This window comes from Micromonospora sp. NPDC048842 (genome assembly GCF_040649935.1).
Taxonomy (GTDB): Bacteria; Actinomycetota; Actinomycetes; order Mycobacteriales; family Micromonosporaceae; genus Micromonospora; species Micromonospora hortensis.
The window spans coordinates 39,515-57,142 of sequence record NZ_JBEZGK010000032.1 but is presented as its reverse complement, the minus strand read 5'-3'; the positions used below and the strand labels follow the sequence as shown (position 1 = coordinate 57,142).

Annotated in this window: 16 protein-coding genes; 6 read left to right on the top strand and 10 right to left on the bottom strand. The window is 71.0% G+C overall.

Annotation, left to right across the window (positions count from 1 at the left end):
* The first annotated feature begins 176 nt into the window (after window positions 1–176).
* Window positions 177–1,103, top strand: a complete 927-nt coding sequence (locus AB0C19_RS30160) for a 2-hydroxyacid dehydrogenase (RefSeq protein ID WP_357190776.1) — start codon at window positions 177–179, stop codon at window positions 1,101–1,103.
* Here AB0C19_RS30160 and AB0C19_RS30155 read toward each other — a convergent pair.
* Window positions 1,097–1,489 (bottom strand): PH domain-containing protein, encoded by a 393-nt coding sequence (locus AB0C19_RS30155; protein WP_357190774.1) that lies wholly within the window; start codon window positions 1,487–1,489, stop codon window positions 1,097–1,099. The two genes, AB0C19_RS30160 and AB0C19_RS30155, sit on opposite strands and share 7 nt — an antisense overlap.
* Before the next feature lie 217 nt (window positions 1,490–1,706).
* Between AB0C19_RS30155 and AB0C19_RS30150 the strand changes: the two genes are divergently transcribed.
* Window positions 1,707–4,079, top strand: coding sequence for a GGDEF domain-containing phosphodiesterase (locus AB0C19_RS30150; RefSeq protein WP_357190772.1), 2,373 nt, complete (start codon window positions 1,707–1,709; stop codon window positions 4,077–4,079).
* Between the two features lie 6 nt (window positions 4,080–4,085).
* On the opposite strand, the gene AB0C19_RS30145 is transcribed toward AB0C19_RS30150, so the two are convergent.
* Window positions 4,086–5,105 carry a LacI family DNA-binding transcriptional regulator gene (locus tag AB0C19_RS30145; protein ID WP_357190770.1) on the bottom strand — a complete coding sequence of 340 codons (1,020 nt, stop codon included), beginning with the start codon at window positions 5,103–5,105 and terminating at the stop codon, window positions 4,086–4,088.
* Window positions 5,106–5,215: 110 nt separating this feature from the next.
* Between AB0C19_RS30145 and AB0C19_RS30140 the strand changes: the two genes are divergently transcribed.
* Both AB0C19_RS30140 and AB0C19_RS30135 read left to right on the top strand, forming a co-directional pair.
* Entirely contained in the window at window positions 5,216–7,669 is a 2,454-nt protein-coding gene (locus tag AB0C19_RS30140) for a glycoside hydrolase family 2 protein (protein ID WP_357190768.1), read from the top strand.
* 46 nt (window positions 7,670–7,715) lie between these two features.
* The gene (locus AB0C19_RS30135) at window positions 7,716–8,252 is read left to right on the top strand and encodes a hypothetical protein (RefSeq protein ID WP_357190766.1); all 537 of its coding nucleotides are present in this window, start codon (window positions 7,716–7,718) and stop codon (window positions 8,250–8,252) included.
* A 71-nt stretch (window positions 8,253–8,323) separates the two neighbouring features.
* On the opposite strand, the gene AB0C19_RS30130 is transcribed toward AB0C19_RS30135, so the two are convergent.
* Genes AB0C19_RS30130 through AB0C19_RS30105 form a run of 6 tightly spaced genes read right to left on the bottom strand, consistent with a single transcriptional unit; the run spans window position 8,324 to window position 13,323 of the window.
* Window positions 8,324–9,067, bottom strand: coding sequence for a copper homeostasis protein CutC (locus AB0C19_RS30130; RefSeq protein ID WP_328532760.1), 744 nt, complete (start codon window positions 9,065–9,067; stop codon window positions 8,324–8,326).
* Complete coding sequence (locus AB0C19_RS30125) at window positions 9,064–10,083, bottom strand: asparaginase (protein ID WP_357190764.1); 1,020 nt, start codon at window positions 10,081–10,083, stop codon at window positions 9,064–9,066. The genes AB0C19_RS30130 and AB0C19_RS30125 overlap by 4 nt, the downstream gene beginning before the upstream one ends.
* Window positions 10,080–10,949, bottom strand: coding sequence for an amino acid ABC transporter permease (locus AB0C19_RS30120; RefSeq protein ID WP_357190762.1), 870 nt, complete (start codon window positions 10,947–10,949; stop codon window positions 10,080–10,082). The genes AB0C19_RS30125 and AB0C19_RS30120 overlap by 4 nt, the downstream gene beginning before the upstream one ends.
* Window positions 10,946–11,590, bottom strand: a complete 645-nt coding sequence (locus AB0C19_RS30115; RefSeq protein WP_112582064.1) for an amino acid ABC transporter permease — start codon at window positions 11,588–11,590, stop codon at window positions 10,946–10,948. The genes AB0C19_RS30120 and AB0C19_RS30115 overlap by 4 nt, the downstream gene beginning before the upstream one ends.
* A 16-nt stretch (window positions 11,591–11,606) precedes the next feature.
* Window positions 11,607–12,575, bottom strand: a complete 969-nt coding sequence (locus tag AB0C19_RS30110; RefSeq protein WP_357004004.1) for a glutamate ABC transporter substrate-binding protein — start codon at window positions 12,573–12,575, stop codon at window positions 11,607–11,609.
* 19 nt (window positions 12,576–12,594) lie between these two features.
* Window positions 12,595–13,323: an amino acid ABC transporter ATP-binding protein gene (locus tag AB0C19_RS30105; protein ID WP_210781094.1), complete on the bottom strand. Its 729-nt coding sequence runs from the start codon at window positions 13,321–13,323 to the stop codon at window positions 12,595–12,597.
* Between the two features lie 163 nt (window positions 13,324–13,486).
* Between AB0C19_RS30105 and AB0C19_RS30100 the strand changes: the two genes are divergently transcribed.
* A complete protein-coding gene (locus AB0C19_RS30100; protein WP_357190759.1) occupies window positions 13,487–14,659 on the top strand; it encodes an ROK family transcriptional regulator in 1,173 nt (390 codons plus the stop codon).
* 176 nt (window positions 14,660–14,835) lie between these two features.
* Window positions 14,836–15,663: a DUF3152 domain-containing protein gene (locus AB0C19_RS30095; RefSeq protein ID WP_357190757.1), complete on the top strand. Its 828-nt coding sequence runs from the start codon at window positions 14,836–14,838 to the stop codon at window positions 15,661–15,663.
* 15 nt (window positions 15,664–15,678) lie between these two features.
* On the opposite strand, the gene AB0C19_RS30090 is transcribed toward AB0C19_RS30095, so the two are convergent.
* Together AB0C19_RS30090 and AB0C19_RS30085 are read right to left on the bottom strand one after the other, a co-directional pair.
* Window positions 15,679–16,173, bottom strand: a complete 495-nt coding sequence (locus AB0C19_RS30090) for an RloB family protein (protein ID WP_357190755.1) — start codon at window positions 16,171–16,173, stop codon at window positions 15,679–15,681.
* A gap of 88 nt (window positions 16,174–16,261) precedes the next feature.
* Entirely contained in the window at window positions 16,262–17,593 is a 1,332-nt protein-coding gene (locus tag AB0C19_RS30085) for an AAA family ATPase (RefSeq protein ID WP_357190753.1), read from the bottom strand.
* Window positions 17,594–17,628: the final 35 nt, after the last annotated feature.

The following is a 17,628-nucleotide window of genomic DNA, read 5'->3' as shown; positions in this document are numbered from 1 at the left end:
TCTGCCGGGGCGGAGGCCGACCGGCCCTCCGACCCTTCGTTATACCTCGTCCGCGTCGGAGTCGAACATCGGTGTGCTGAGTCTCGCCCGCCTCGACACCGCGCGCCATCCCCCGGGACGCCGGTTCGCCGCCGTGCCTCCACCAGCCGGAGCGCCGGGGACTATCGTCGGCGGACGTGAAGGTATGGATTCCGCACCAGGCCGGCCTGAACCTCCTGGGCGAGCTGCCCGCGGACGTGACGGTGGAGGTCTTCGAGCACACCGACCGGATGCCGTCCGAGGCGGCCGACGTCCGCTTCTGGGTGCCGCCGTTCCTGGGTGGCTCGGACGCGACGACGGTGCTGCGGGAGCTGCCCGACCTGGCCGTGGTGCAGTTGCTCTCCGCCGGGGCGGACGCCTGGGCCGGCCGGACACCGCCGGCTGTCACCCTCTGCGATGCCCGGGGCGTACACGACCCGTCCACCGCCGAGTGGGTCGTCACAGCGATCCTCACCCAGCTGCGGGCGTTCCCGGCGTTCGTCCGCGCGCAGGCCGAGCGGCGCTGGACGTTCGCGGAGAACGCCCCTACCGACGAGCTGACCGGTAAGCGGGTGCTCATCATCGGCGCCGGCTCGATCGGCTCCGCTGTGCGCGACCGGCTCGCCCCCTTCGACGTGAGCTTCACACTGGTCGCCAGGACGGCCCGCCCAGAGCAGGGGGTGCACGCCGTCGAGGAGCTGCCGCGACTGCTGCCCGACGCGGACGTGGTGGTGGTGCTGGTGCCGCTCACCGACCAGACCCGTGGCCTGATCGACAAGGCGTTCCTGGCCGCGATGCCGGACGGGGCGCTGCTGGTGAACGCCGCCCGGGGCCCGGTGGCGCACACCGAGGCGCTCGTCGCCGAGCTGGGCACCGGTCGGATCTCGGCGGCGTTGGACGTCACCGACCCGGAGCCGCTGCCCGCCGACTCTCCGCTCTGGGTCATGCCGAACGTGCTGCTCACCCCGCACGTCGGCGGGTCGGTGCGCGGGTTGCTGCCACGGGCCTACCGACTGGTGGGCGATCAGGTCCGCCGGTTCGCCGCCGGGCAACCGCTGATCAACACGGTGGTCGACGGCTACTGACCGGGGGTCTCCGCCGGAGCCTCCGGCAGCGGCTGGCCGGTCGCCGCGACCAGTCGGGGCAGATCCGTCCCTCGGACGGCCGGCAGGGTGACCTGGCGGCCGTCGTCGAGCCGGGCCACCGCGCGCCCGCGCTGGTCGGTGGTCAGCTCGAGGACCTGGTCCCAGTCGATCCGACGCTGCCCGACCAGTGCCCGGATCCGCAGCTCCCGCGCGTCGGCGTCGGTGCCGGCCCGCCAGGCCCACACCGCGACGGCGAGCGGGACGAGCAGCACCGGCAGCAGGTAGTCCCGGGCGTTGGCCAGCGGCAGGGCGCCGACGAAGGCGATGATCGCGGCCACCAGGATGGCTTGGTTGTACCGGAAGCGGACCGTGTCGGGCTTACTCACCCTCCGATGATCCCACTTCGGGTTGTTTCGGCTCGCGGCGGGCGGTGCCGGCAGCGTGCGGTACGCCGTACAGTGACACAGGTCGTTGTCTTCCCTGAGTGACCGGCAAGTAACCAATTCGGCCGTCCATCGTTGCCAATCGTGGGTAGCGGACTCGCAACGTCCGATGTCCCGCACCGTCGCACCGCCCCCGTGCCCCCTCACGAAGGCGACCGCCGTGCTCCTCGCGTACCCGTTCCGCGTTCTCGTCCCCCGCCGTGCGGCACCGGAGGCCGCCACGTCCGTGGCGGTGGCGCTGCTCCTCCTCGCCGGTTCCGTCGACCTGGTCCCGCCCTCGGTGGTGATCGCGCTGGCCGCCGGTGCCGGCGCCACGCTCGCCGGGCTGCGACTCTCCCGGCTGGCCTCCCGACGCGGCACCGATCCGACACCGCGTGCGGCGGGGGTGCTCCTCGACGCGGCGGTGGTGGCGGCGGGTCTCACCGCCGTCGTGTTGCCAGTGGCCGGCATCGGGCACACCTTCGCCGTGCTGATCGGGTCGCTGGTCGTGGCGTCCCTCTCGACGGCCGGTCTGTACCGGCTTCCCGGCCGATCCCGGGCGGCGGCCTCGGTTCGGTTGCGGTGGTTGGTCGAGTCGACCGGCCCGGCGGTCGGTCTGGCCCTCGCCGGCTGGTTGCTGCTGCCCCCCGACGGCCTACCGGTCCCGGTTCGGCTGGTCGCCGCGTTGACGCTCGGCGGGTTGGGCATGGCCGCGTTGAACGCGTTCGCGGGGCCACGGCGGCGCTCGGGTGCGGCGCTCTGCCGGGGCGGCGTCCTGCTCACAGTGGGCGGGCTGGTGCTGCTGGCCACGTTGCCGTCCGCGCCGGCCGGCCGGGTGGCACTGCTGGCCGTACCCCCGTTGGTGTTCGGGATGTTGCTCGTCGCGGTCGGCGCGGCGGATGCGGCGGACGACACGGAGGCGGTGGAGCCGGTCGCCGCGGCCTGGCCCCGGTTGGTGCTCCCCGCGGCTGTGCTGCTGCTGGCGGCGGGTCTGCACCTGGGCGCCGGCCGCGCACCGGACCGGACGAGCGTGCTGTTGGCCCTGGCGGCGGTGCCGCCCCTGGTGCTGCGCGAGCTGCTGCGCGCCGGTGACACGTCCACGTCCGTTCGGCGGGCCGCTCATCGGCGACCGGCCGGCCGTTCGCTGCGACACCGCCGTGCGGCCCCGGCGCGTTGGCCAGGCACGCCGGAGCCGCTGCCCGAGCGAGCCCTCGGCGTCCCGGAGGGCGCGGCGACCGCGACGGGTGCCGGCTCGACCTGGTCGCCTGATCACAGTTCCGCCTGGTCGGGGCTCAACCGGCGATCCGCGGCGGCGAGCGGAACCCCCGGCGACAGGGCTGCCCTGCTGGACGCCCTGGCCGCGATCGGCGACGTGCCGGCGCCGGCCGGCGCGCTGCTGCTGGTGGACCTGCACGGCACCGAGGGGTTCGGCCCGACGGCCCGGGAGGACGTGCTGGCCGAGGCGGTGCACCGGGCCCGCGCGGTCATCGCACCCGACGATCTGGTCACCGGGTGCACGGGTACCGGCTTCGCGGTGGTCACCGCCGCCGGCCCGGTGCTGGCGTACGCGCTGGGCACGCGACTGTTGAGCGCGCTCGGCCCGCCGTACCGGCTGGCCGGTGCGATGCTGCGCGTGCAGACGAGCATCGGGTTGGCCGAGGTGAGCGGCGCCGGGCCGGCGGACGTGCTCCGGCAGGCCGAGCTGGCCCGCCGACGGGCCGTGCAGCTGGGCCGGGACCGGGTGGAGTGGTACGACGCGTTCCTGGAGGAACAGCTGGTGCGCCGGCTCGACCTGGAGCGCGAGCTGCCCGGTGCCGTGGCGCGCGGCGAGCTGGACCTCGTCTACCAGCCGGTGGTCGACCTGGCCGACGGACAGCCGGTGGGCGCGGAGGCGCTGCTGCGGTGGCGCAGCCCGGTGCTCGGCACTGTGCTCCCGGCCGAGTTGCTGCCGGTCGCCGAGGACCTGGACCTGGTCGGCGAGTTGGAGTGGTGGGTGCTGGACCGGGCCTGCCGCCAGTTGTCCGACTGGTCGGTGGGCGTCCGGGAGCTGTGGATGGCGGTCAACGTCACCACTCGGGAGCTGACCACTCCCGACTTCGTCCAGCGGCTCGCGGCAGTGCTGGCCGCGTACGGGGTGCCGCCGGAACGGCTGGTGGTGGAGGTGAGTGAGCCGAGGGTCGCCGGGGACCTGTCGACAGTGGTGGCTCGGCTGGCCGGGCTGCGGTCGTTGGGCGTACGCACCGCGTTGGACGACTTCCGGGCCGAGCACGCCTCGCTGGCCCAGGTCCGCCGCCTGCCGATCGACCTGCTCAAGGTGGGCCCGGAGTTGGTGGGTGCACGGCCGGACGGGCAACCGCCGCTGATCGACGTGGTGGTCAACGTGGGCGAGCGGTTGGGCGTCGAGATCGTCGCCGAGGAGTTGGAGTCGTCGACCCAGGTCGAGGGGGCGCGCCGGGGTGGTTGCCGGTACGGGCAGGGGTTCGCGCTGGCCCGGCCGGCGACGGCCGAGCGGGTCGAGGCGTACTTCGAGGAGTTTCCCTCAGCGTCTCGCTGAACCGGTTCATCTGCCCCGGGGTGGTGCGGTGCTGCCGCGCGGCGTGAGGTGGGGTGTCTCGTCCTGCACCCGACCGGCCGGCTGCCCGGCGACGACGGCGAGCAGTTGCCGGGCGGCGTGCGCGCCGTACGCCGGGATGTCCCGGCCCAGCGCGGTCAGCGGCGGGTGCACCAGCCGGCACAGCGGTGAGTCGTCCCAGGCCACGATGGACAGATCGCCGGGCACTGTCAGGCCCATCTCCTGGGCGACGGAGAGCCCGGCGATGGCCATCACGTCGTTGTCGTAGATGACAGCGGTGGGTCGGTCGGCCGAGCTGAGCAACCGGCGGGTGGCCCGGCCGCCCTCCTCGCCCGTGTAGTCGGACCAGACGGTGACCGCGTCGACCAGGCCGAGCCGCTGGCAAACCGCAGCGAAGGCGTCGGTGCGGATCTCGGTGTGCCGCAGGTCGGGCAGGCCGGCGACCCGTGCGATGCGCCGGTGCCCGAGCGCGACCAGATACTCCACCGTCTCGGTCAGCGCTGCGGCGTCGTCGGACCAGAGGCTCGCCAGTTCACCGGTGCCGCCGGGGCCGCCGATCACCACCGCCGGCAGTTGCAGTTGTTCGAGTGCGGGGATGCGACGGTCGTCGGTCCGCAGGTCGCACACGAGAACCCCGTCCACCCGTCGTTCGCCCCACCAGCGCCGGTAGACGGCGATCTCGGCGTCCGGGTCGGCCACCACCTGGAGGGTCAGCGCGTACGAGCGGGCGGAGAGTTCGGCCTCGACGCCACTGATCAGCGCCATGAAGAACGGCTCGACGCCGAGGGTCCGCGCGGGTCGGCACAGGGCCAGGCCGATCGCCCCTGCGGTTGCCGCCGAGAGGGCGCGGGCGGCGCTGCTGCGGCTGAAACCGATCTCCGTGGCGATGGCGAGGATGCGCTGCCGGGTGGCCTCGGAGACGCCGGGCTGCCCGTTCAGCGCGTACGACACGGCGCCCTTGGACACCCCGGCGCGTTGGGCGACGTCGGCGATGGTCGGCCGCTTCACCGGCGTGCTCCTTCGCTCTCTGGCCGTTGACAGCCCGGACTCCGGACCGTACCGTTTCTCAGCTTATCCGGTTCAGTTCGGCATCTTTCGATGCGGGAAGGTGCGGTGACATGGTGAGCCGACAGGCACTCTACGACGGTTGGACAGTGCGAGCGGCCCCCGGAGCACAGGTGCCCGAGGAGATCGCCGGTCGGTCCGTGCCGGCGACAGTGCCGGGCTGCGTGCACACCGATCTGCTCGACGCCGGGCTGATCGGAGACCCCTACCTCGACGACAACGAGCGGGCGCTGGCCTGGATCGGGCGCACCGACTGGGTCTACCAGACCACAGTCGTCCACCGGGCGGGCGACGACGAGCGCGTCGACCTGGTCTGCGCCGGGCTGGACACCGTCGCCACGCTCACAGTCAACGGTGTGGAGGTCGGCCGCACCGCGAACATGCACCGCGGCTACCGGTTCGACGTCCGACCGCTGCTGCGCGACGGGAACAACGACCTGGTCGTCACGTTCGACTCCGCGTACCGCTACGCCGAGGCACAGCAGGAGCGGCTCGGCGACCGGCCGAACGCCTACCCGGAGCCGTTCCACTTCATCCGCAAGATGGCCTGCAACTTCGGCTGGGACTGGGGGCCGACACTGGTCACCGCCGGCATCTGGCAGGAGATCAGCCTGCACGCCTGGTCGACCGCCCGATTGGCCGAAGTTCGTCCACTCGCCACCATGGACGGTCGCGACGGCCGGGTCGAGGTGCACGTCGAGGTCGAGCGGGTAGCGGACGTCCCGCTGACCGTCCGCGCCGCAGTGGCCGGCGTCCGCGCCGAGGTGGTAGTCCCGGCCGGGGAGCGCACTGCCGTGTTGACCCTCACCGTCCGCGAGCCCGCGCTGTGGTGGCCCCGGGGGTACGGCGAGCAGACGCGCCACCCGATCGAGGTGACACTGCACGCGCCGGACGGCGACAAGCTGGACACCTGGTCACACCGGATCGGCTTCCGATCGGTGCGGCTGGACACCACACCCGACGAGCACGGCACCCCGTTCGCGTTGTCGGTGAACGACGTCCCGGTCTTCGTCCGCGGGGTCAACTGGATCCCTGACGACACGTTCCCCACCCGGATCACCCGGGAGCGGCTGGCCGAGCGCTTCGACCAGGCCCTCGCGGCCAACGTCAACCTGCTGCGGGTCTGGGGCGGCGGCCGGTACGAGTCGGCGGACTTCTACGACCTCGCCGACGAGCGCGGTCTCCTCGTCCAGCAGGACTTCCTCTTCGCCTGCGCCGCGTACCCGGAGGAGGAACCGTTCGGCACCGAGGTGGCCGCCGAGGCCGCCGAGCAGGTCACCCGGCTCGCGCCGTACCCGTCGCTGGTGCTCTGGACCGGCAACAACGAGAACATCTGGGGCTGGCACGACTGGGACTGGCAGCAGGCCCTCGCCGGGCGCACCTGGGGGCGCGGCTACTACCTCGACGTGCTGCCCCGGATCGTCGGCGAGCTGGACCCGACCCGCCCGTACTGGCCGGGCAGCCCCTGGTCGGGCACCGAGGCGATCCACCCCAACGACCCGGCGCACGGCACCACCCACATCTGGGACGTGTGGAACACCGACGACTACACCAAGTACCGGGAGTACGTCCCGCGCTTCGTGGCCGAGTTCGGCTACCAGGCTCCACCGGCGTACGCCACGCTGCGCCGCGCGTTGAGCGACGTTCCACTGGCGCACGACTCACCGGGCATGGCGCACCACCAGAAGGCGGCCGGCGGCGACGCCAAGCTCCAGCGGGGCCTCGACGCGCACCTGCCCGCCCCGGCGGACTTCGACGACTGGCACTACCTGACGCAGCTCAACCAGGCCCGTGCGATCCAGCTCGGGGTGGAGCACTTCCGCTCCCACCGGGACGTCTGCGCGGGCACCATCGTCTGGCAGCTCAACGACTGCTGGCCGGTGACCTCCTGGTCGGCAGTCGACGGCGACGGCCGCCGCAAACCCCTGTGGTACGCGCTGCGCCACGCGTACGCCGACCGGCTGCTCACCGTGCAACCGCGCGACGGCGGCCTGGCCCTGGTAGCTGTCAACGAGACCGCCGAGGCGTGGACCGTACCGGCCATGGTCACCCGGTTCACGATCGCCGGGGAGCCGAGGGCGAAGACCTCGGTCAACCTCGACGTCCCGGCGTACTCCTCGGTGGTGCTGGCGCTGCCGGCGGACCTGGCGCGGCCGGAGGATGCCCGGCGCGAGGTGCTGGTCGCGGAGGCCGGTGGCACAGCGCAGCGCGCCCTGTGGTTCTTCGCCGAGGACCGGGAGGTGGACTGGCCGGCGGCGGCCTGGGACGCGACTGTCGAGCCGGTCGACGGTGGGCAGCGGGTCCAGGTCACGGCCCGCACGGTGCTGCGCGACCTGACGCTCTTCCCGGACCGCCTTGACGGCTCCGCCAGTGTGGACACGGCACTGGTCACCCTGTTGCCTGGCGAGTCGACGGCGTTCACAGTGCACGCGGACGGGTTGCTGGACGAGGCGGCTCTGACCAGTCGACCGGTGCTGCGCTGTGTGAACGACATCGAGCGGCGATAGTCGCTCGGCAGGCGTGGCAAAGGCGGATGACACCTCGAGGAGCACGATGATCACCGAACATGTCCGAGACGCGGCGGCGACAGCGTTCGTCTTCGGGTTCTTCGCCTCCAGCTGGTTCGGCTGGGCTCAGGAATCGCCCCCGAAGCGGTGGCGGCCGGTGCTCATCGCCGGTTCGATCCTCGCCCTGCTCACCGCTACCGCCGGAGGTCTTCTCGCCTGGAGTCACTGGTCGGACGGGACGGCGTTCGACGCCGACACCAGCCGTACCTTCGGCATCGTCGTTGGCATCGAGTTCGGTACCGCCGGCATCGGTGCCGGGTTGCTCGCCCTGCTGCGGCGTCGCGAGCTGATCGCCCCGTGGGTCGCCCTGGTCGTGGGCGTCCACCTCTTCCCGGTGGCGGAGCTGCTCGGCTACCGGCTCATCCACCTGGTCGCCGCGCTGGTCACCGTCGTGGCGGTCGTGGCGGTCCCGGTGGCCCGAGCCCGTGCGTTGGCGGTGAGTGCGGTGGTCGGGCTCGGCACCGGCGCCGCGCTGCTGCTTGGCGCGGTGTCCTCGCTGATCATCGCCCTGGTCGCGTACTGAGACGGGCCGCCGAGCGGTGGGTCTGGAGACGACTCCTTCAGACCCACCGCACGGCGAAGCTCACTACGGGGTCAGGCGCGGGCGGCGGCTAGCACCTGGCCGACCAGGGCGCCCGAGGTGCCCGAACGCTCGTACTCGGGCCGGTTCAGGCTGCCACCCATCAGCGGCGCGGGGTTGCGGTGCACGGCAGGGCTGTCCGAGCTGACCAGGGCCGCGAAGTGGTACTCGTCGGCGCCGGTCGCCTCGACGATCCGGGCGATGTTGCGCGGGGTGATGCCACCGCCCGGCATGACGACGATCCGGCCGGCGGCCCGGCGTACCAGGTCGGCGATGAGCGGAGCACCCTCCAGCACGCTGACCTCCTGACCCGAGGTGAGCACCCGGTGCACGCCCAGCTCGATCAGCTGCTCCAGCGCCGCGTGCGGGTCACGGGTCATGTCGAACGCCCGGTGGAAGGTGATGCTGGCGTCGCCCGCGGCGGCGATCAACCGGCGGGTGGTCGGCACGTCGACGTCACCCTCGGCGGTCAACGCGCCGATCACGATGCCGTGTGCGCCGGCCGCCACCGCGGCCCGGACGTCCCGCTCCATCGCCTCGACCTCGAACGGCGAGTAGATGAAGTCGCCGGCCCGGGGACGGACGATCACGTGCACCCGGATCCGGCTGACCGCGCCCACTGTCGTCTCGATGGTGCCCAGGCTGGGGGTCAGCCCGCCGTCGAAGAGCGCGGAGCACAACTCCACCCGGTCGGCGCCGGCCTCCTCGGCGGCGACCGCTCCCTCGACGCTGTCGATGCAGATCTCGAATGTGTTCATGATTCTTCCTTTTCCGTGCGAGGCGATGCCGCTTCGGTCCGAGACGATGCTGTGGTCCAGTCGATGACGGCCGTGACGGCACCAACGGGTACGCCGCCGCCGAGCACCGGCACCTGGCGCAGCGCGTCGGCCCCACCCACCGGTACGCCCACGGCGTCGAGGGCGGCGAGGGCGATGGCTGTGGTGGCTCGGGGCGAACCGTCGATCGCCTTCACCGCCACCGCGTGACCGTCCGGTGCGGCCACCGCGAGCACGCCCTCCGCCCCGCCCTTGGCGAGGAAGCCGGGCAGCGCCCGCATCAGGTCGGTGTTCGGGTGCCCGTTCCAGCCGCCGACGTACTCCGGGTGCTGGCGCATGGCCTGCGCGACCAGCGCCTCGTCGCTGCCGGCGGGCGCGGTGACCAACGCCTGGAAGGTGCGGGCCAGGCCGGTCAGCGACAGGCCGAACAGCGGTGCCCCGCAACCGTCGACAGCGTGGTGCGCGATCGGCGTGCCGGCAAGCCGGGCGACGGCGGCGGCGGTTTCCCGCTGGAGCGGGTGGTCGGGGTCGAGGTAGTCATGGGTGCTCCAGGACCGGGCGACGCAGGCGACGAGCATCGCGGCGTGCTTGCCGGAGCAGTTCATCCGGATCCGGTCGCGCTGTCCGTCGGCGCGGATCAGCCGTTCCCGGGTTGGTTCGTCCTCCGGCCAGTCCTCCGGGCAGCCGAGCGCGTTCTCGGTCAGGCCGGCCCCGGCCAGCATCGCCCGCACCACCTCGACGTGCCGGTCGTCTCCGGTGTGGCTGCCGGCGGCGAGGGCCAGCGCCGGGCCGGTCAGCTCGTCGCCCGCCGCGATCCGGCAGGCCAGTGCCTGCACCGGCTTGAGGGTGGAGCGGGGCAGCACCGGCTCGTCGGGTACGCCGGCGGCGAGGGCGACAGTGCCGTCCGGGGCGAGCACCACGACGCCGCCGTAGTGCCGGCTCTCCACGAAGCCGTTGCGCACGACCCGGGCCAGTTCGGCGTAGCGGAAGATGGTCACCGGGGGGTGTTCCCTTCGAGGAGTGGTGGGGGCAGTTCAGCGGTCCGTCGTCCGCGCCGTCCGCCGAAGCGGCCGTTGCGGGCCTGGAGTACGCGGGCGAACTTCGACAGCGAGGCGTTGACCACCAGGTAGATCAGCGCCACCACCAGGAACGTCTGGATCAGCAGGTGGGTGTACGAGGAGAGCACCTGCCCGCTGTAGAGCAGCTCGGTGTAGCTGACCACGAAGCCGAGGGAGGTGTCCTTGAGCAGCCCGACCAGCTGGCTGACCAGGGACGGGGCGAGTTGGAGCAGCGCCTGCGGCAGGACCACCAGCGCCATCACCTGCCCGCGGCGCAGCCCGACCGCGAGGCCGGCCTCGGTCTGCCCACGGTCCAGCGCCAGGATGCCGGAGCGGAAGATCTCCGCGAACGCCGCCGAGTTGGAGACCACCAGCGGCACCACGAGCTTCCAGAACAGCGGGAAGTTCAGCCCGTACTGCGGCAGCGCGAACAGCGTCACGTAGATCAGCAGCAGGGTGGGTACGGTCCGGAAGATCTCCACGTACGCGCCGGCCAGCCAGCGCAGCGGTCGGTGCGTCGACAGCCGGCCGAGCGCCAGGAGCAGTCCGAGCGCGGCGCTGAGCACTGCGGTCGCGGCGGCGGCGCGCAGCGTGGCCCAGAGGCCGTTGAGCAGGTACCGCCAGATGGGCCAGGTGGTGAACGGTTCCCACCGGGCGGCGGCCAACTCGCCGTGGCTGGCGAACTGGTAGACGGCCGCGACCAGGGCGCCGACCAGGAGGACGGCACCCAGCACTGTGGCGATCCGGATCCGCCGTTGGGCGCGCGGACCGGGCTCGTCGAAGAGGATCTGTTGCGTCTTGTTCATCGGACGATCGCCAGCCTTCGTTCGAGCAGGCCGGTGACCTGACCGATGATCAGCGCCAGCAGCATGTAGGCGAGGCCCGCGCCGGTGAAGACGGCGATCGGTTGAGCCTCGACCAGGTTCACGGTGTTGGCCGCCTGGGTCAGCTCGACCACGCCGACGGCGGCGGCCAGCGAGGTGTTCATCAGCAGCGCGATGCAGATGTTGCCGATCGGCTGGATCACCGCCCGGAGTCCCTGCGGCAGGATCACGTGCCGCAGTGACTGACCGAAGGTGAGCCCGATGGCTCGGGCTGCCTCAGCCTGGCCCACACCGACCGTGTTGATCCCGGCGCGGATCGCCTCGGCCAGGTACGCCCCCTCGTACACGGCGATGACGATCGCGGCGGAGGTGAACAGCGGGAACGTGATGCCGATGGTCGGCAGCGCGAACACGAAGAGCACCAGTAGCGCCAGCAGCGGCAGGTTCTGGAACACCTCCACGTACGCGGTGCCGATGGCGCGTAGCAGCGGAACGGGGGCGATGCGCAGGGTGGCCACGACGATGCCCAGCAGCATCGCGCCGACGGTGGTCACGACTGTCAGTTCGACAGTCGTGACCAGGCCGTGGCCAAGCTCGCTCAGGTGGGCGGTGAGGGCTTCCATCGGTACGAGAGACTGCTCAGGAGCCGTCGGCGGAACCGAGGGCGGGCGGGGTGGGCGCCCCACCCTCCACCACCGAGCCGAGGGTGCCTTCCCAGACCTTCGCCCACGTGCCGTCGGCCTGGATCTTCTTCAGCCAGTTGTTGACGAACTCCTTGAACTGCGCGTCCTCCTTGTTGAGGCCGATGCCGTAGGCCTCGGTGGTGAACGGCTCGCCCACCACCTTCATCCCCGGGTTCGCCTTGGCGCCCGAGGCGAGCAGCGTGAAGTCCTGCACGTACGCGTCGCCGCGCTTCTGGAGCAGCGCCTGCAACGCCTGCGGGTCGGTGCCGAAGGCGATCTGCTTCGAGCCGGGCGCGGCGGAGGGCAGCGCGGTGACGGCGGGGGTGTTCGCCCCGACGATCACGGTCTTGCCGGCGAGGTCCTTGACGCTCTTGATCGAGGTGTCGTCCTTGCGGACCCCGACGGCGAGACCGGAGGTGAGGTATGGCCCGGCGAAGGCGACCTGGGTGGCCCGCTGCGGGGTGATCGTGTACGTCTGGAAGACCGCGTCCACCGACTTGGCCTGGAGCATGGCCTCCCGGGTCTGGGTGCCGATGGTCGTCGTCTTCACCTCGGGCTTGCCGATGATGTACTTCGCCAGCAACTTCGCCATGTCGGCGTCGAAGCCCTCGATGGTGCCGCTGACCGGGTTCTGCTGGGCGAGCAGCGGCGCGTCCAGGGATCCGCCGATGTTCAGGTAGCCGCGCTTGCGGATCGCCTCCATCGTCGAACCGGCCGGGATGTCCGCGTCGGTGGCCACCGGAGCGGCGTCGTACACCGACTGGGCGACCACGCCGTCGCCGCCCAGGCCGGGGTTGCCGGGCAGCGTCGGAGCGCTGCCGCCGCTGTCGCCGCCGCAGCCGGCGGTGGCGAGGGCCACCGCCACGGCGGTGGCGGTGAGGGCGAGCGAACGCCGCCCGGTGAAGCTCATCTTGAGGATTGACATGACACCCTCCCGTTGGGGGCTAGTGCTGGAGGATCTTGGATAGGAAGTCGCGGGCCCGCTCGGTGCGCGGAGCTGCGAAGAAGTCGTCGGGCGCGCCGGATTCGACGATCCGGCCGTCGTCCATGAAGACCACCCGGTCGGCGGCGCGACGGGCGAAGCCCATCTCGTGGGTCACCACGATCATGGTCATCCCCTCGGCGGCGAGGGAGACCATCACGTCGAGCACCTCGTTGACCATTTCCGGGTCGAGGGCCGAGGTCGGCTCGTCGAAGAGCAGCACCTTCGGTTGCATCGCCAGGGCTCGGGCGATCGCGGCCCGCTGCTGCTGCCCGCCGGAGAGTTGGGCCGGGTGGTGGTCCGCCTTGTCGGCGATACCGACGCGCTCCAGCAGGGCCATCGCCTGTTGCCGCGCCTCGGGTCGTGGGATCCGGCGGACCCGGGTGGGGCCGAGGGTGATGTTGTCCAGCACCGTCTTGTGGCCGAAGAGGTTGAAGGACTGGAAGACCATGCCGACATCGGCGCGTAGCCGGGCCAGCGCGCGGCCCTCGGCGGGCAGTGGCTCACCGTCGATCTCGACGCTGCCCTGCCCGGCGGTCTCCAGCCGGTTGAGGCAGCGGCACAGGGTCGACTTGCCGGAGCCGGAGGGCCCCACCACGACGACCACCTCGCCGGCGGCGACCGTGAGGTCGATGTCCTTGAGCACGTGCAGCGGACCGAACCACTTGTTCAGGCCGCGTACCGACACCATCGGTCGGTTCGCACCCGTCGTCTCCGGTGCCACCAGACGGCCTCACTTCCTTCGACTACAAAACTAAGTCAGCTTCATATCGAACCAACAGCGCCATCTAAAGGTAGCCAGCAAACTAAGTCAACCGGTTGCTTGAACAAACTCCGGGTGCTAAGAAGCTGACGTGACGATTGACGACGCGCCACGCGATGCCCTCCGGGGCGGCCCCCGGGAGCTACTGCGCTGGGTGGCCACCGGTGCGGCCGTCAGTCGGGCCGACCTGTCCCGCCTCTCCGGGCTCTCCCCGTCGACGGTCTCCCAGCGGGTCGAGGCGTTGATCAACCAAGGGCTGCTGGAGGAGGCCGGCGCCGGGCGGTCCCGGGGTGGGCGGCGACCCCGCCAACTCGCAGTGCCCACCGGCGGCGCCGTGGTCGGCGCCATCGACCTCGGCGCGCATCACGCCCGCGTCGGTGCACTGGATCTCTCCGGGCGGGTGGTCCAGGCCCGCACCCTGCCGGTCCGCATCGAGGACGGCCCGGAGGCGGTGCTCGGCGCGCTGCTCGCCGAGGTCACCACGCTGGTGGGCGGCGCCCCGGCGGCCGGCGGCTCGGCGGTAGGTGCGCTCCGCGGCGTCGGCATCGGGATCCCCGGCCCGGTGCAGCACTCCACCGGCCGGATCGTCAGCCCGTCGCGGATGCCCGGCTGGAACGGCTTCGACGTCGTCGCGTTCTGCGCCGGCCGCGTCGACGTACCGGTCATCGTGGACAACGACGCCAATCTGATGGCGCTCGGCGCGCACCGCACCGCGCACTCCGAGTTGGACCACGCCGTCTACATCAAGGCTGGCACCGGGATCGGCTCCGGTGTGATCTCCAGTGGACGGTTGCACCGGGGCGCGCAGGGCTCGGCCGGGGACATCAGCCACTGCCGGGTCGTGGCCGACCCCGCGCCACCGTGCACCTGTGGCAACGCCGGTTGCCTGGAGGCGGTGGCCAGCGGCGCCGCACTGGTCACCGCGCTCCGGGAGCAGGGTGTGCCGGTGTCCGACCTGACCGGTGTGATCCGCCTGATCGACGACGGTGACCGGCAGGCCACCGCCCTCGCCCGGCAGGCCGGCCGCGCCGTCGGCGAGATCCTGGCCGTGGTGGTCAACTTCTTCAACCCGCAGGTGGTGGCCATCGGTGGTCGGCTCGCCGACTGCGAGCCGCTGCTGGCCAGCATGCGGGCCACCCTCTACGAGCGGTGCCTCCCGCTGGCCACCCAGACCCTGCTCATCGAACGGGTCGCCGCCGGCCAGGACGTCGGCATCACCGGTGCCGCCCACCTGGTGATCGACCACGTCGTAGCGGCCGCCTGACCTCGCTCAAAGTGACAGCACTGATCACCTAGGGTGACCTATCTCTGTATCGCATGCCTGATCTATGCGCTTTTGCCCGCGCGACGGCACCGATCATCCTGACAGTTTCCTTACAGGCAGTCACGTAGCCTTCCGGTGTTCCTCACTCACCCGTGATTGCTCCTGGAGGTTTCGACGTGCGGATCAACGGACGGCTGCTCGTGCCGATCTCGTTGGCAGTGGTGCTGGCAACCGCCGCCTGCGGCACATCGGCACCGGCTTCCGGGCAGGCCGAAGCCCCACGACCCGGCCCGAGTACGCAGAGCTCGGCTCCGAGCCCCGACGACACGCCGACCTCCAGCCCGACCCCGGAGATCCCGACCGACAAGCAGATCCCCACCAGGGCCGCCGGCACCTTCACCACCGCCACCGGCAACGGTCGCGTGATCGGCAAGGGAAAGAAGCGGGTGCGCTACAGCGTCTCGGTCGAGAAGGGCATCGCCTGGGGTGACATCCCCGCCTGGAAGCCGAACCGGTTCGCCGCGAGCATCGAGCAGGTGTTGGCCGCACCGAACGGGTGGGCCACCTCCGCCCAACACCCGGTCACCAACGCAGCAGTGAACCTGACCCGGGCGTCGTGGTCCTTCCAGCGGGTCGGCACCTCGAAGGTCGACGTCGACGTGCGGCTCGCGACACCGAGGACAGTGGACCGCCTCTGCGGCGCGAGCGGCGTCGACACCGAGGGCGTCTACTCCTGCAAGTACGGCAAGACCATCATGATCAACCTGCGGCGTTGGCTTCAGGGTTCACCGGGATACCCGGTCAGCATCGACGATTACCACGCCGGCGTGATCAATCACGAGTTCGGCCACTTCCTCGGCTTCGCCCACATGAAATGTGGCGGTCGCGGCAAGCCGGCCCCGGTCATGATGACCCAGACGATGGGCCTGGGCGGGTGCGTGCCAAACGTCAGCCCGTTCGTCGGCGACGGGCAGTTCGTCAGCGGACCGTGGGCGTCGTCCTGACCTGGCTTCCCGGTCTTAACGAAGCGCAGCGATTATGTGCCCGACGGAGGTAGACGGATTGCCATCCGGGGGCGGGTCGAGTCGAGCAGCCCGCTGACAGGCGTCCTCAATTCGGTCGCGGAAGTTGCCGAAGTCGAGCCTGGTCTTGTCCCAGGAGGGGTCGTGCTCCCGCAGCAGGTCGCGGGCTCTCTTGGCGTTCTCCACGAACCGGCTGCAGTTGCCATAGTGGAGCAGCAGCCACACTTCGAAGCAGGGATTGGACCAGGCCAGGTTGACATCAGCGTCTACAGCTTCGCGGGACGCCGGCTCGGTGGCGAAGTCATCGACGTCGCAGACGGCCCATGCCTCGTCGAAATCGTCGCGCTGCCGACGCCGCGCCGCACCTCGTACCACGTTGACCGGGGAGCCGCGCTCTGCCACGACGACCACCCGAGGACGCACCCACGCCTCCTGCTTGAGGCCGTTGAAGTAGTCCCGCTCAGTGGATTCACCATTGGTGGCGATCAGCACGGTTGTCCGCTGCTCTCGGGTCGATGCGCGGCGTCGGAGGTCGGTCTCGCGGCCACGGCCGGACCGTATCGAGCCCGAGGCACGCCGATCACCCTGCCGGGGCGTCATCCGATCCTCCACGGGTGGCAAGGGCCTGCTCAAACAGGTCGGTGGACAGGTCGGGAACCGCGCCGTAGTTGCCGTTCAAGTAACGGCGCTGACGGTTCTCACCTTCTTTCCTGGGCTTGAAGTCGGTCAACGGATACAGCGAGGAGGCACCCTCGTTGTCCTTCTCCACGAACCAGATCTCGTCGCGGCGGAGGATTTCTTCAGCGTCGAGGGTGCCGAGCAGGGCGGCGTCGTGGCTGGTGAAGATGAGTTGGCCTCCAAGGGGGTTCGCGGCCGGGCTGCGGAACAGGCTGATGAGCTTGGCGGTCAGGATCGGATGCAGGCTCGCATCGATCTCGTCGATCAGCATTGTGGTGCCGGTACGTAGCATCGCCGCGGCATGCAGACCCAGGGTCAGCAGTTGCCGGGTGCCCGTCGACTGGTCCTGCAGGTCGAGCAGTGCGGTGCCGTGCGGACCCTGATGAGCGAACTGAACGCGGGGTGAGGGCCGGATAGCCGCGACGGCTCTTTTTAGTCGGTCGCTCGATCTCCTGGCTGGCAGGTCGGACCAGACGGTCTGATCATCACCCGAATCAGAGGCGATCACTACGTCGACGATCCCCACATCGGCGGCCTGCAACAGGTCAACGACCAAGCGGCGTACCTCGTCGGCATCCGATTGGCCGATACGGACGAGGGCGGACAGCCCAGAGTTGGGGTCAGTCCGTTGGCCGGTCAGGTAGAACCACCGGTAGGTGTCGTGCAACGGCTGTGGGTTTGTCGGATCCGGTTGGGGGCGGCTCTGGCCGAAGCGTGCGACAGTGCTGAGGAATAGTGCTGTTGGCGCGGTGATGCCAGCGATCTGCTCCAGGTCGCTGCGCCGGCCCGACTCCTCGCCCCAGTTGAAGACGTCGCCGTCGCGCTCGAATACGCGCCGCCTGCGCCCCAGCGGATAGTGGTAGAGCCACTCCTCCAGCACCCGGTCGTCGTCGATCGAGAAGCCATAGGTGTGTCTGACTCCGCCGAGCCGAAGGTCGACGACATAGCGCGATGGCTGGACGGCGATCTCCGTATCCAACCGGAACGGCTCCCGGGACAGGCCCACACCGGGCTCGACCGCCCGGTCGGACTCCACGACCATGTGCCGCATGAACGCCAGCGCGCCCAGGCAGTTCGACTTGCCCGACGCGTTGGCTCCGAAGATGCCGACGACTTGGACCGCCTGCGGAGCCGGCTCGTCAGCCTCGGCCCCGTCGCCGTAGACGGGCGTCAGGTTGAGCTGATGCTCGTCGCGAAACGAACGATGGTTGGCGAAGCGGAAACTCAGCAGCATTGGCCGCGTGCCCCTAGCTTGTGGGCGGTTACAAG